Source organism: Pseudomonas sp. GD04091 (genome assembly GCF_029836165.1).
Taxonomy (GTDB): Bacteria; Pseudomonadota; Gammaproteobacteria; order Pseudomonadales; family Pseudomonadaceae; genus Aquipseudomonas.
The window spans coordinates 70,139-84,387 of record NZ_JAOEBG010000012.1 but is presented as its reverse complement, the minus strand read 5'-3'; the positions used below and the strand labels follow the sequence as shown (position 1 = coordinate 84,387).

The window sequence follows — 14,249 nt, the reverse complement described above, 5'->3', positions numbered from 1 at the left end:
GGGCCTTTTCGATTCAGGGACTTTTTCAATCGATGCCCGGCAGGGATGTCATTGCACGGTGAATTGCGCATACCACGGGTGCGTGGCCAGCAGTTGCTCATGGCTGCCACGCCCGGTGATGCGCCCGGATTCGAGCACCAGGATCTGCTCCGCGTCGCGCACCAGATCCGGGTCATGGGACACCAGCACCAGCGTTCGCCGCCCCTGCAGCGCCCGCAGGCTGCGATTGACCCGCGCGGCGCGGCGCGCATCGAGGCTGGCGGTAGGCTCGTCCAGCAGCACGATCGGCGCTGTGCTCAAAAGCGCCCGCGCCAGTCCCACACGCTGGCGCTGCCCGCCCGACAGCAGGCCGCCACCCGGACCGACTTCGCTGTGCCAGCCGCGCTCAAGGCTGTCGATCACCTCGTCCAGCGCCGCCGCTTCGGCCGCCTGCTGCAATTGCGCGGGGGTCGCGTCCGGGCATGCCATGGCGACATTCCATGCCAGGCTGCCGGCGAACAAGCCGCCGTCCTGGAACACTTGGGTCAGGTGCGCGGCCAGCGTGCTTTCGCTCAACTGGCGGATATCCACCTGCCCCAGGCGCACCACGCCGGCCTGGGGGTCCATGCCCCGGCCGAGCAAGGCCAGCAGCGTGCTCTTGCCGGCCCCCGAAGGCCCGACGATCGCCGTGAAACTGCCCGGCGCGCAGTGCAGGTCGAGGTCCTCGAGCAACTGCTCGCCATGTTCGCCGTAGCTGTTCAGGCCCTGCCCCGCGAGGCTGGCATCGCGGGGCTGCGCGCCCGGGTGCGGGCTGTGCAGGGTGGGCGTGGCCAGTACCTGCAGCACCTGCGACAGGGCCTGCCAGGCCATGCGCAGCGCCTGGTCCAGTTGCGCCAGCTGTGACAGCGGCTCGATGAAGCGCACCAGCAGTACCAGCACGGCCACCAGCAATGCCCCGGGCAACTGCTGCGCGGCCACCGCCATCACGCCACCGCCCAGCATGGCCGAAAACACCAGTTGCACCGCCGTGGCGAAGCCCAGGCTGGCCGGCAACGCCCGGCGGTTGAGCGCACGGGTGGTCTCATGCTGCCGGCGCAGCGCCTCGCGCAGGGCCACCTGGCCCTGGCCGCTGTCAGCGCTGCTGCGCAACAATGCCTGCTGCTCGGCGAAGGCTTGCAGCAGTTGCCCGGCCTGGCGATCCACCGCCTGGCGCTGTTGTTCCAGGTCCAGGCTGCGCCGCCCGGCCCAGCGCAGCAGGCCGAACAACGGCAGGTAGGCGAGCGCCAGCAACAGCGCCAACCTTGGTGCAAAGGCAAACAGACCAAGCACCACCACGGTCGGCGTGACCAGCGCGGTGATCAACGGCGCCAGCAGATGCGCCGGGATTCCCATGCTGCCGAACACCGGCCCGCGAACCAGCCCTTCGAGATGACGTTGGCGCCCCAGCGGCAGCCGGGGCAGGTGCTCGAGCAGGCGCGACACCAGCCCGGCCGCCAGCCCCGCCCCGGCCAGGTAGCCGCGCCGCTGCGCGCCATGGCCGACCAGGGCCTGCAGCGCCGTCAGGCCCAGCAACACCCCCAGCGGCTGCAGCCATCCGCCAGTACTGGCGTCGAACCAGGCCAACAGCAGCGGCACCAGCGCCAGCCCTGCCAGGCCATCCAGCACGGCGGCCAGCAGCATCCAGATCAAGGCCCCACGCAATGGCCGCCAGGCGCGTTGCGGCAGTAGCTTCAGGCGAGACAGCACAGTCATGACACAGGCTCCAATCGATCGGCGCTCGACATCTGTTCGCGCCACAGCTGACGGTAGAGGCCGTCCACGGCCAGCAACGCCTGATGGCCGCCACGCTGCACGATGCGACCCTGGTCCAGCACCAGGATCTGCTCGGCGTGGCAGATGGTCCGCAGGCGGTGAGCGATGATCAGGCGGGTACGCCCGGCCGCGCCGTCGCGCAGCGCGGCACGCAACGACAGCTCGGTCTGCGGATCGATCGCCGAGGTCGGCTCGTCCAGCAGCATCACCGGGGCGCTCGACAGCAGCGCCCGGGCGATGGCCAGGCGCTGCAGTTCACCGCCGCAAAGCTGCACATCATCACCGGCGATGCTCGCGTAGCCCTTGGGCAGGGCCATGATCCGGCTGTCCAGGCACGCCGCGCGCGCCACCTCGCGAATCTGCGCCAGGCTGGCCTCGGGCCGATACAGGGCGATGTTCTGTGCCAGCGACAGGCGCAGCGCGCCCGGGCGCTGCAGCACCAGCGCCAGCTGGCGTTGCAGTTGGCAGCTGGCGATCTGGCGCACATCCACGCCACCCACCAGCACCTGCCCACTGTCGACGTCCATGAAGCGGGCGATCAAGCCCGCCAGGGTGCTCTTGCCCGAACCCGACGGGCCCACCAGTGCCGTGATGGTGCCCGGTTCCAGGCGCAGGTCGATCGCCGACAGCACGCTCTGCGAGCCATGGGCGAAATTCACCTTGCGCAGTTCCACACTGGCGTCCCTCGGCACTTGCGGCGCCTCGGGCTCGGCCAACGGCGGCGTGCTCAATACCGCCTGCAGGCGCCCGGCGCTGGCCCGGGCAGCGTTGAGCGCGTCCAGACCATGCCCCATCGCCAGCACGGGTGCGGCCATGGCCCGCACCAGCAACAGAAAGGCGCACAACTGCGCGCCAGCCACGCCGCTCAAGCCAGGCAGCGAGGCGCCGATCAACACCCAGGCCAGCAGCCAGGGCGCGCTGAGCAGTACCTGGATGAGCGCGGCCAGATGCCCGGCACGGCTGACCCAGTGGCTGAAGCGCCGATCGAACTGCGCCACGGCCCGCTGCAGGCTCTGCTGGGCGCCCGCCTGCGGAAACTGGCGCACCAGGCGCAGGTTCGCGGCGAACTGGCCGTAGTCGCCGAACAACTGCTGGACCGCCACGTTGCGCTGTTCGACGTCCTCGCGGTAATGGGCCGAACCCAGCCGCCAGTATCCCAGCGCGCCCAGCACCAGGGGCAACAGGCACCACAGCGCCAGAGCGCTGTCGCTGCACAGCAGGTAGACGAAGACGGCCAGCGGGACCAGCAACAGGTTGACCAGGTCGGTCGGGGCATGGCCGATCAGCTGGTGCAACGCGCGCACATCCTGCTCGGCATAGCGACTGACACCATCGGCGCCAAGGCGAGTGAACCAGCCCAGCGGCAGGCGCTGCAGGTGCTCGGCCAGGCGCACCCGCAAACGGTCGCACAGGTCGGCATCCACGCCATGGGTCAGGTGCAGGGCCGAGGTCTGGCCGCACAGCCACAGGGCCGCCCCGAACACCGCCAGCAGCACCCAGCCCAGGGTCGAGGGTGCCAGCGGCGGCGCCTGGTACAGACTGTCGGCCAGTTGCGCCAGGGCGATCAGCGGCAGCAGCGAGCCGAGCCCGGCGACAGCCTGCACTGCCACCGCCAGCCACAAGCGCCCGCGAAAAGGCCGCAGCAGCGCTTGCAACTCAGGCCCCAGCAGGCTCATGCCGCGCCCTCCAGGGCCTGCGCCAGGGTGGCTGCCGGCAAGCTCTGGGTGGGTGCTTCGGGAAAACCGATGGCCGCCGTCACCTGCTGCCACAGGCCCACAACCTCCAGGCTGCGCTGCTGCCGGCGCGCCAGCCCGGCACCATCGAGCAACGGCTGCAGGGCGCTGGTCGCCGCCCGTGGCCAGATCTCCCGATAGACCTGCCCCCAGTCGGAGGCGGCGTCGAGCAGTACTTCGACGCACGGCAAGCCGGCCCCGCCCAGCGCGAACAGCCCATGCGCGTCCTCGCCCGGCGCCCGCACCGCCGGCATCCACAACAACGGCCCGTGGGGCGAGGCCAGCAGCAAGGTGCCGCTGTCGGTGGCGAGGCTGATCCGCTGCAGCATCTGCATGCGCCCGTCATCGGCCGCCGCCAGTTCGTTGAGCACGCGCAGCGACACCGGCACCTCGGCCATCACCAGGCTCAGGTCACGCCAGGGCGACAGCCCCGCTGCCAGATCGTCCAGCGACCACGGCGCCACCGCCTCCAGCAGCGCAGCGAGCACGTCCAGGGTGGCGAAGCTGACCTGCACCGCACAACTGGCCTCGATATGACGGATGCCCTGGCGCTGGTGCAGCTGCCGGCCAAGCTCGATGAAACGCGCAACCCAGGGCAGTTGCGGATAGAAGCTGTTGAGCAGGCAGCGCCGTTGCAGGCGCGCCGCGGTGCGCAGCAGCGCCTGCAGCTCCTGAGGCAGCAACGGGTGCTCGATCAGCACATCCAGGCCACGGGCCATCAGCGCCTGTGCCAAGGCCGGCCCTTGCTCGCCGCGCGCCGCGCCACCCACTGCCACGCAGGCCAGGCGGGTATCGTCGGGGATCTGCTCCAACGCAGTGAAGCACGGCACCCGCAGGTGCCGGGCCAGGGCCTGCGAACGCGGGCTGCCCTGCCCCAGCACGCCCACCAGTTCGAGGTGCTCGGCGGCGGCGACGCCGGCCGCGTAGAACTGGCCGAAGCGCGAGCCCACGACCAGGGTTTTGACAGGATGGTTCATGGACGATGTTCCTCCAGCAGATGACGACCGAGCCCCGCGTTCAGGCAGTCGAAGTGATTGCCTTGCAAGGTCTGCACGGTGAGCGGTGCCAGCGACGCCGCCTGCCACCAGGCCCTCAGGCTGGCCTGATGCTCGGCGATCAACGGGTTGCCGACACTCGGCACGAACAGGCGCACGGCGCCGACATAGGGCGCGCTGTGGCTGTAGTGACTGGCCTGCACGGAATGGGCGAATACCCGGTACAGCTGTTCGTCGGCGATGCCGCTGGCGGCGCTCAACACACGGGCCTTGAGCTGCGCCACGTCGAACTGCGCCAGCGCCTGGGCCAGGCTGCCGGCGGCCAGATGCTCCGGCGAGACCAGCAGCCGCGCCGCCAGCGCGGCCTGCAGTTGCTCGTCACTCGGCAGGCCCAGGGCCTGCGGATCCAGGCCGAGGGTGGCAGCGAAGCTGTGCAGGATCAGCAGTTCGTCGTCCACCCGGTAGGGGATGCGGTAGCTGGAGACGATGTCCACCTGGCGCACCTCGGCCCCCAGTTGCAGCAAGGCCTTGGCCAGCTCCAGGGTCACCAGCCCGCCGGAGCAGTAGCCGAGCAGGTCGAAACGACGCCGGCCACTGTCCCACAAGGCCTGGGCATAGCGCTTGCCGAGGGTGGCGTTGAGGTGTTGCGCCGGCAGACGCAGATAGTCCTCGCTGTCGTGCACCGCCAGCCCCAGCAACGGCCCCTTCCCCGCCAGTTCGGTCATCAGCCCGCGATAGGGCAACAGCGTGCCGAGGCCTTCGTGCACCAGCACCCGGGCGGTCCCTTCGCCGGGTGAAAGCTCGCTCAGGGCATCCGCTCGCAGGCGACCGCGCAGCGGTGCGCGGGTGGTCTCCAGCACCGCCACCGCCGGCCGTTCAGGCACAGGCGTCTCGCTACCAGCCGCACTGCGCAGGCGCTGGGCCAGGCCGGCCGGCGTCGGCCGACTCAAGGCCCAGCGCAGCAGGCGGTCGAAGGGTTGCTCACGGGCCAGCGGCTCGTGCTCGCGCAGGCCGGCGATCAGCTGCGCGATCAGCAGCGAATCGCCACCAGCGGCGAAGAAATCCTGCTCGGGCGCAAGGCCGCTGCAGTCGAGCACCCGTTCCCAATGGCCGATAAGGCGCAGGACCAGTTCGTCGCCCACCTCGCCATGGACCTGACGTACCGGCTCCAGTTGCCGCTGCTGGGCCTGGGTGGTCAGGGCGCGACGGTCGACCTTGCCGTTGGCGGTCACCGGCAGCCGGTCCAGCACCCGTACCTGGGCCGGCACCATGTAGCGCGGCACACGTTCGGCGATGAACGTCAGCAAGGCGTGCGCGGACAGCAATGGACGATCGGTCTTCATTCGCGCCACCAGCAGGTCATAGCCCAGCAGCGACAGCACGCTCTGCGGCGAAGCCAGGGCCTGGGCATGGTCCCCGCCTTCGGCGCCGAGCCAGTCCAGCCATTGCTGGCGGTGCACGAAGAGCTGCCCGTTGGCGGCACGCAGGTCGTGTGGGGTTTCCATCATCAGGCTCTGGCTGATGCTTATTTCCCGGTGTTCGCGGGTCAGTTCCTGGATCACCAGCCAGGCATCGGCCTGCACCAGCTGGCGCAGGCCCGCCAACAGGCCCGGGGTGTCCAGGGCGTTGTTCAAGGCCCCGGAGCTGAGCACCAGGTCCAGCGACCCCGCGGGCAGGCCCTGCTCGCAGGCAGGCTTGTTCATGTCGAAATGCATGAAGCGCACCCAGGGGTATTCGGCGAAGCGCTCCCGGGCGGCATTGAGGAAGTAGCTGGAAACATCCGAGAACAGGTAGTCGACCTGCACCCCGGCCGCCACCAGCGTTGCCAGCGCCGGAATGATCGAGGCACTGGCGGCACCGGTGCCGGCGCCGACTTCGAGGATGCGCCAGCTGCGCTGGCCCTCGCGGCCGACGATGGCCGTCACCGCCTCGGCCATGGCCTGGTGCAGTGCCTGCGCATGCAGGCCGCCACTGTACATCGCCTCGGCGATGTGCGCCGACCCTTGGGGGAACATCAGGCTCGCCGGGCTCAGCCGGCCGTCCAGTTGCTCGGCCAGGCGCAAGGCGCTGCCCCGCAGGTAGTCCACCAACTCCGCCGGCCAGAGCCGCGCAGGCGCCAGTTCGGCGAAGCGCGCCCAAGCCTGGTCCTGATCGAATTCGCCCGGGTCCACCAGGCAGCGCCAACCAGCGTCGCGACGCTGCAGGTAGCCGCTGTCGGTCAACAGGGTCAGCCAGTGATGCAACAACCGCTGCTGGCCAGTTTCGAGTTCGAGGGCCTGGCACAGCGCCGCGAACGTCACCTCCTGGCCGGCCCGCAGCAGGCCACTGCCGGCCAGCCAGCACAGCAATGAAATGTCCGCGGCCCGATCCAGCGCCGCCAGGGCTGCCTCGATCCTCTCGCGCGGCCCGAAATCGGCCTGCTCCAAGGTCTGTCGCGCCGGGGCCAGCACCTGCGTCAACTCGTCCTGCACGCACTGCGCATCACGGGGTGAGCCGTGCAGGGTGACGAAACTGCACAACGAACGCTCATGGCGCTCCCCCACCAGCACCGTGGTGCTGGTCGCGATCTGCGGGTGCGCCAGCCAGCCGGCGTCGATTTCCGCCAGTTCGATGCGATGGCCACGAATCTTCACCTGATCGTCCTGGCGGCCGAGAAACTCGATCAGGCCATGTTCGTCCAGGTAGCGCCCCAGGTCCCCGGTGCGGTACAGGCGTCGTCCGCTGGCGTGGGTGATGAAGCGCTCGGCGGTGCGTCGCGGGTCCTCGGCGTACCCGAGGGCCAGGCCCAGGCCGCCGATATGGATCTCGCCGCGCACCCCCAGCGGGCACTGCCTGCCCAGGCTGTCGAGCACTTCCAGGGTCTGGCCGTCGAGGGCATGGCCATAGGGAATGCTCGGCAAGGCCGTGTCGTCGGGACGAATGACATGCTCCACCGACCAGATCGCGGCCTCGGTCGCGCCACCGAGGCTGTACAGGCGGCTCTCGGGCCAGCGTTGCCACCAGCGGGTCGGCAAGGTGGTGGGAATCCAGTCGCCGGACCACATCACGCAGCGCGGCGCGGGTATCGCATCAGGCTCGGTTTCCAGGTAATCGATCAGCATCTGGCCCTGGGCCGGCACCGAGTTCCAGAGGGTCACCTGGTGCTCGCGCATCAGCTGCGCCCAGTGCGACGGATCGGCGCCGCGCTCGGGATCGGGCAGCACCACTTGCGCGCCCACCGCCGTGGCACCGAAGAAGTCGTACACCGACAGGTCGAAGCTCAGCTCCGCCAGCCCGAGCACCCGGTCGCCGGGGCCGACGGCGTAGCGCCGGTTGATGTCATCCAGGGTGTTGACCACCGCGCCATGGCTGAGCATCACACCCTTGGGCGTGCCGGTGGAACCGGAGGTGTAGATGATGTAGGCCAGGTCGCCGGCCCGGACCGCCACGGGCTCGCGCGGGGGCCAGTGGGTGGCGGCGGCGAGGCTGTCGATGGCCACCCGGGGCAGTTCCATGCCAACAGGCAAGTCCTCGCCCTGAAGGGTGACGACGGCGGCAATCCCGGCGTCCCACAACAGGGTTTCGCGGCGCAGGAGCGGCTGGCGGATATCGATGGGCACATAGGCCGCGCCCAGCTGGTTGATGCCCAGCACGGCCATCAGTTGCCAGGCGCTCTTGGGCAGCATCACCCCCACCCGCGCGCCGGGCGCCACCCCCAGCGCCTCCAGCGCCATGCGCACCGCCTCGGCGTGCTGGAAGACCTGACGATAGCTGTAGCGGCCGTCGCGGTCGCTGATCACCTGCGCGTCCGGGGTGCGCAGCGCCTGGCGAGCGACGCCGCTGGCAATGTTGCGGTCCTCGGCCTGCCGCGCCGTCAGCTGTGGCGCGCACTGTCGCGGCAGGACGATATCACCGCGCGCCTGCCACAGCTGCGCCTCCTCGGCCAGCCGTCGCAGCAGGTCGATATAGGCATCGAACATCCGCGCCGCCATGCCCGCCGGCAGCACGCCTCTGCGCACGTCCCAGCCGACCTGCAGGCCACCGTACTGGTCGCTGACCTGGCAGTCGATCCACACCTGGGGCGTCTGGCTGATCATGTAGCTCGGCGGCTGCAGCAGGTGCGCCGAATCGCCCAGCAGGCGCTCGACACTCCCGATGCCACTGGTGAACACCACCGGCATCAGGTCGGCGCCGCGCCCCTGGAGCCGCGCCAGCTCACGCAACACCTCGACCCCGGTGAAGCGGCCGTGGTCCAGGTCCTCGAACAGCTGCGCGCCGATACGCCGCGCCCGCTGCACGAATGTCGCCCCGCTGGCGCCACGTACCTCCAGCAGGCTCAGGGCGGTGAAGTCGCCCAGCACCTGGCCCAGTTGCGGGTGCAGGTCGGGTCGATTGAGCACGGTGAGATTCAGGCAGAAGTCCGGGCTCTGGCTCCAGCGCCCGATCACCTCGGCGAACGCTGCCAGGGTCACCCCCGCCGCGCTGAGGCCCTGGGCGCTGGCCAGGGCGCACAGGGCGTTCCACTGGGTCGGGCTCAATACGCCGTGATGGTGTTCGAAGCGGGTCGAGGCGATGCCGGCATCGTCGCTCAAGGGCAGGTCCGGTCGCCCGGGCAGGTTATCCAGCCTGGCCAGCCACCAGGCCTTGTCGTCGTGCCAGGCGGCGCTTTCCCGGGCCTGCTGCTCATGCAGCAGGTAGTCACGGAAGGTCGCCTCCAGCGCTGGCCAGTGCCGGGTCGGCTCCAGGTAGCGCTGGTTCAGTTCCACCAGCAGCAGTTGCAGGCTGGCGTAATCGATCAGGGTGAAATCCACCGAGCAATGCAGGACCGCGCCCTCGGCGCCCAGGCTGATCTCCGGCAGCAGGATCGGCCACTGGTCCAACGCATGGCAGGCATGATCCAGGCGCTCGCGCACCTGCTGCAGATGCGCCACGAACGCTTCGGGCGTGGCCTGGCGCAGGTCATGCACGGGCAGCGCTTGCCAGGGCACCTGCGGCTGCACGCACTGACGGCTGTTGTCCTGCACCACCGCGCGCAGCATCGGGTGACGCTGGACCACGGCATTCCAGGCCTGCTCCAGCTGTGCGGTATCGATGTTCGCCGGCCAGGGGTACTCGACATACAGGTGACAGGCGTTGCCGCCATAGTCGAACGCCGGGTTGCGGCCCAGCACGTAGGCGCCCTGCACCGCGCTCAAGGCAAAGGGCTGCAGTGCCTGCTCGGGATGCGAGCGCCACTGCGAACCTGGCGTCAGGTGCGCCATCAGCGCTTCGCGCTGGGCGCGGATGCGCTCGGCCAAGGTCGGATCCAGCGCGCCTTGCGGCGCGCGAAAATGCAGCTTGCCCTCGCGGGTCCAGAGTTCGATCTGGCGCTCGCGGCAGATGTGCAACAGGTCCTGCAAGCTCACAGTACGCCCTCCTCGATGGCGGCACTGTCCGCCAGTAGCGCAGCCATGCCCGCCAAGGTCGGCTGCAGGTAGAAATCGCTCATGCGCAGGTGGATGCCCATGCGTTCACGCACGCAGGCCAGCAGGCGGGTAGCCAAAAGGCTGTCGCCACCGAGGCTGAAGAAACTGCCCTGGGTGCTGCGCACCGGTCGCCCAAGCACCGCCTCCCAACAGGCGGCCAGGGGCTGCAAGGCCGGGCCCAGTTCAGCCTCTTCGGCGCACGCCGGCCGCTGGCGTTGCAGGGCCTGGGTCATGCTCGCCTGCAGGCGCTTGCGGTCGATCTTGGCGTTGCCGTTGAGCGCCAGACGCGGTTGGCACCACAGGTGCTCGGGGCGCATCGCCTGCGGCAGGCGTTGCTGCAACCATTGCTGCAGGCTGCCGGCAGTGAGTGACGCGGCGGGCGCCTGGGCGCTGACCAGCAACATCGCCGGGTTGCGCCACAGGCATTGCAGCCCGGTGAAGCCGCCCTGCCCCAGCAACTGGGCGAGCTGCGCCGTATCGGCCAATACGGGAGGACGGTCGTCGAGCAGGGCCGCGCTGACCAGGCCCAGCGGCGAGTCGCGCAACAGGTCCGCCAGCAACAGCTGGCCAGCCGGCTTGAGCAGCGCCCGAGCCAGACTCAGGCAGTCGGCGGGCTGCGCATGGCCGTGCAACGCGGCAAAGCTGATCACCAGGTCGTAGCCGGCCCAGTGCTCGGCGGGCAGCAGGCCGTCCAGCAGCAACTGGGTGGCAACGCCTGGGCGCTTTTCGGCGGCAGCGCTCAACAGGCCGGCACTGGTCTCGAACAATGTCAGCTGCAAGGCGTCGTGGCGCAGATGGTCAAGCAACTGCCCACCGCGCGCATCCAGCAGGGCGACCTTCAGCGGGCCGCCCTGGTCGCTGCACAGGCGTTGCACGGCCTGGTCCATGGCATCCAGCACCTGGCGACCGGCCGGCAAGTTCAGGGCCATGGCCTGGGGCGCGAGCAACGGATCGAACAGCACCTGTGCCCGGCCACCCTCGTCGCCCAACAGGGCCTGCAGCGCGCCAACCATGGTGTGCAGGTCGGCCTCGCGCCAGCCCAGGTGCGTCAGGGCCTCACTCAAGGCCGGTAGCCCGGCGGGTTGCCCAAGCAACCACTGCCGCCAGCTGTCCAGCAGTGGCGACGCCGGCAATACCGGCCCTTGCAGCAAGCGCCGCAGCAGTTCGGCGGTCACCCGCGCTTCGGCGGGCGCGGAGTCGTCGAGCATTGACGGTCCTTGCAGGGCATCCGCCTCGACGCTGACCGGCGCGCGATTCATCACCAGCACCGCGCCGAGGCTGGCGACAGCACCCGGCACCACTGCCGCGCAGGCACTGTCGACCAGCGGATGCGCGTTCAGCGCCGCCTCGATCTCGCCCAGCTCGATGCGTTGCCCACGGACCTTGACCTGCTGGTCGACGCGCCCCAGGAACTCCAGGGTGCCATCGCCCCAGAAGCGTCCGCGATCGCCGGTGTGGTACCAGCGCCCGCGCTCATCGCTGCGAAAACGCTGCGCCGTCAGCTGCGGGTCATTGCGATAGCCCCGCGCCAGGCTCGCGCCACCGATCAGCAGTTGCCCCACCACCTGGTCGGGCACATCCCGGCCACTGTCGTCCACCACCCGATACGCCTGGCCGGCCAGGGGTCGGCCATAGGGGATCGAGGTCCAGTGTGCGGGCACTTCGTCGATACGGTGCAGGTTCGACCAGATCCCCGCCTCGGTGGCGCCACCCAGACCGTACACCCGGCATTGCGCGCCGGCATGCAGGCGCAGGCGCGCGGCAAGGTCGATGGCGATCCAGTCGCCGGACAGCAGCACCGCTCGCAGGCTCTGGTAGTGGCGCTCGCCTTCGGCGATACCCAAGGCCATTTCCAGCAATGCCGGCGCGGAGTTCCACAGCGTCACCCGATGCTCGACGATCAACTGGGCCCAGCGCAGCGCGTCACGGGTTTCCTCGGGCTGCAGCAGCACCAGGCGGGCCCCCTGCCCCAGCACGCCGAACAAGTCATACACCGACAGGTCGAAGTCCAGCGCCGACACCGCCAGCAGGCAGTCGTGGCTGTCGACGCCAAGCTCGGCCTGCAGCGCGTCGATGGTGTTCATCGCCGCCCCGTGACTGACTTCGACACCCTTGGGCACGCCAGTGGAGCCGGAGGTGTAGATCACATAGGCGCTGGCCTGGGGCGCCGGCCGACGCGGGGCCGACAAGGGCGCGCACTGCTCCAGGCCCGACAGCGTCAGCCAGCGCAGCGGCGGGCTGTCCGGCATCGACATCGGGGCCTGTTCGGCGATCACCAGGCTGATACCCGCCGCCGCTTCGATCAGGCTGCGCCGGGCCGGCGGTTGCGCGGTGTCGATGGGCACGTAGCAGCCACCGGCCGCCAGCACGCCGAACACCGCGACGATCTGCCCGGGCCCGCGCGGCAGGCACACCTCCACCGCATCGCCCTGGCGCATCCCAGCCTCCAGCAGCCCGGCGGCGACACGCAGCGCGCGGTTGGCCAGTTCGCCATAGGTGCAGCGCTGCGCGCCGCAGATCAAGGCCAGGCCGTCAGGTTTCCGGGCGGCATGGCGGAAGAAGTCTTCGAGCAGGCCGCGCGCCGGGGCGATGGCCGGCACGCTGTTCTGCCGGTCGCGGCGGGCCTGCTGCGCTTGCGGCAGCAGCACCGGCTGCGGCAGGTTCCAGTCACTGTCGGCCAGGCGCCGCAGCAGTTCGTCGTAAGCCTGGAACATCGCCTCGAGCACGCCCTCGGCGAGCAGCCCGACGACACTGTCCCAGGCCAGCAACAGACCGTCCTCGACCCGGTACAGCTGGTGGTCGAGCCACACCTGCGGGGTCTGCGAGAGCATGTCGTTCAGCTCACCGAACACCTCACGCAAGCGCGGCGGCACGAAGCCCGCCTCGTTCAGGTTGCTGGAGAACACCACTGGCGCCGACCGCGGATGCCCCTGGCGCCGTCCTTCGCGCAATACCTCCAGGGCGGGGAACGCCGAGTGGTCGATGGTGGCGTGCAAGCGCTGCTGGAACTGCCGCGCCGCCTCGGCGAACGGCAACTGCGGCATGTCCTGGCACTCCACCAGCAGCAAGGTGGTGAAATCGGCGATGGCCCGGTCGATGTCGGGATGCTCGTCGTGGCGATCGAACAGCGGCACGTTGAGCAGGAATCGCGCCTGTCCGCTCCAGCGCGCCAGCACGGCGTTGAAGGCCGTGGCGAACACGCACGACAAGGTCAGCCCGTGACGGGTGGCCTGCTGCTGCAGGCGCTCGGCCTCGGCGTTGCTGAGCACCAGGGACTGGCGAGCGAAGCGTGGCTCGCGGATCGACTCCGCCGCGCAGGCCAGCGGCAGCGCCGGGCCATCGGGCAACTGCGCCAGGCGCTGACACCAGTATTCGCGATCGCGGGCAAACGCCTCGGCACGGCGCTGCCGACGCCGCTCCAGGTAGTCGGCGAAGTGCAGGGTCGGCGGCGGCGCCAGCAAGGCCGGCGCCTGGTAGGCCTGACCCAGCTCGGCCATCAACAGGCGCAGGCTCTCTACATCGGCCGCCAGCAGATCGACACTGAGCCAGACGCGGTCACGTCCGTCGGGCAGCTGCGCCAGCCCCACCAGCATCACCTGCCCCGCCTCCACCGCCAGGCACTGGTGCGAGCGCCAGTGGCGCAGATCGGCCCAGGCCTGCTGCGCCGCCTGCGGCGCCAGCCCACGCCAGTCCTGATGGTCGAACACCGGCACGTCAGGCGACGCCAGGATCGTCTGGCCCTCGTCGTTGAAACTGGCACGCAGCATCGGATGCCGAGCCTGGACCAACCGCACGGCCTCGGCCAGGCGCTGTGGCTCGATGCCCTGGCTGTCGAACTCCAGCCAGGCATGGCAGCTGATGTTGCCCAGCACTTCGGCGGCGCTACGCCCCAGCCAGTAGGCCTGCTGCACCGCGCTCAGCTCGAAGCGCTGCCCGGGCTCGGACGAGGACGCCGCGGTGGTGGCCTGCGGGGCCTGCAAGGTCTGCCCGCGCAGCAACGTCAACCAGGCCGCCAGGCAGGGCTCGCCGCTCAGCTGGGCGAAATCGATCTGCAGCCCATGGCTACGCAGGCGTTCCTGCAGGTACATCAGGCGGATCGAATCCAGCCCGCAGCCCAGCAGGTTTTCCTCGTCGCCCAGGTGGTCGATTTCCGCCATGGTGGCGCCCAGCAACTGGGCAAGGTGTTCGATCAGCCAAGGGCGAAGCGGGTTGGCCGCGGTGATGTCTGCTGTTGTCAGCTCGCTCATGAAAAGCTTCCTGTGCCCGGTCGAAAAGAGTCGCACGGC

The 14,249-nt window shown here is 69.9% G+C and carries 5 protein-coding genes; all 5 read right to left on the bottom strand.

What is annotated here, in order from left to right:
• Positions 1–48 precede the first annotated feature (48 nt).
• From N7422_RS16025 to N7422_RS16005, 5 genes are read right to left on the bottom strand one after another with little or no spacing between them, the layout of a single operon-like run.
• Positions 49–1,731, bottom strand: coding sequence for an ABC transporter ATP-binding protein (locus N7422_RS16025; RefSeq protein WP_279807427.1), 1,683 nt, complete (start codon positions 1,729–1,731; stop codon positions 49–51).
• Positions 1,728–3,467 (bottom strand): ABC transporter ATP-binding protein, encoded by a 1,740-nt coding sequence (locus N7422_RS16020; protein ID WP_279807426.1) that lies wholly within the window; start codon positions 3,465–3,467, stop codon positions 1,728–1,730. The genes N7422_RS16025 and N7422_RS16020 overlap by 4 nt, the downstream gene beginning before the upstream one ends.
• Positions 3,464–4,501, bottom strand: coding sequence for a Gfo/Idh/MocA family oxidoreductase (locus N7422_RS16015; protein WP_279807425.1), 1,038 nt, complete (start codon positions 4,499–4,501; stop codon positions 3,464–3,466). Before N7422_RS16015 ends, N7422_RS16020 begins: the two co-directional genes overlap by 4 nt.
• The gene (locus N7422_RS16010; protein ID WP_279807424.1) at positions 4,498–9,903 is read right to left on the bottom strand and encodes a non-ribosomal peptide synthetase; all 5,406 of its coding nucleotides are present in this window, start codon (positions 9,901–9,903) and stop codon (positions 4,498–4,500) included. The genes N7422_RS16015 and N7422_RS16010 overlap by 4 nt, the downstream gene beginning before the upstream one ends.
• Positions 9,900–14,210 (bottom strand): amino acid adenylation domain-containing protein, encoded by a 4,311-nt coding sequence (locus N7422_RS16005; RefSeq protein WP_279807423.1) that lies wholly within the window; start codon positions 14,208–14,210, stop codon positions 9,900–9,902. The genes N7422_RS16010 and N7422_RS16005 overlap by 4 nt, the downstream gene beginning before the upstream one ends.
• Positions 14,211–14,249: the final 39 nt, after the last annotated feature.

Bases quoted from the DNA above. Each gene is read 5' to 3' on its own strand.
- N7422_RS16020 (WP_279807426.1), bottom strand. From the start codon at position 3,467: ATGAGCCTGCTGGGGCCTGAGTTGCAAGCGCTGCTGCGGCCTTTTCGC.
- N7422_RS16015 (WP_279807425.1), bottom strand. From the start codon at position 4,501: ATGAACCATCCTGTCAAAACCCTGGTCGTGGGCTCGCGCTTCGGCCAG.
- N7422_RS16005 (WP_279807423.1), bottom strand. From the start codon at position 14,210: ATGAGCGAGCTGACAACAGCAGACATCACCGCGGCCAACCCGCTTCGC.
- N7422_RS16025 (WP_279807427.1), bottom strand. From the start codon at position 1,731: ATGACTGTGCTGTCTCGCCTGAAGCTACTGCCGCAACGCGCCTGGCGG.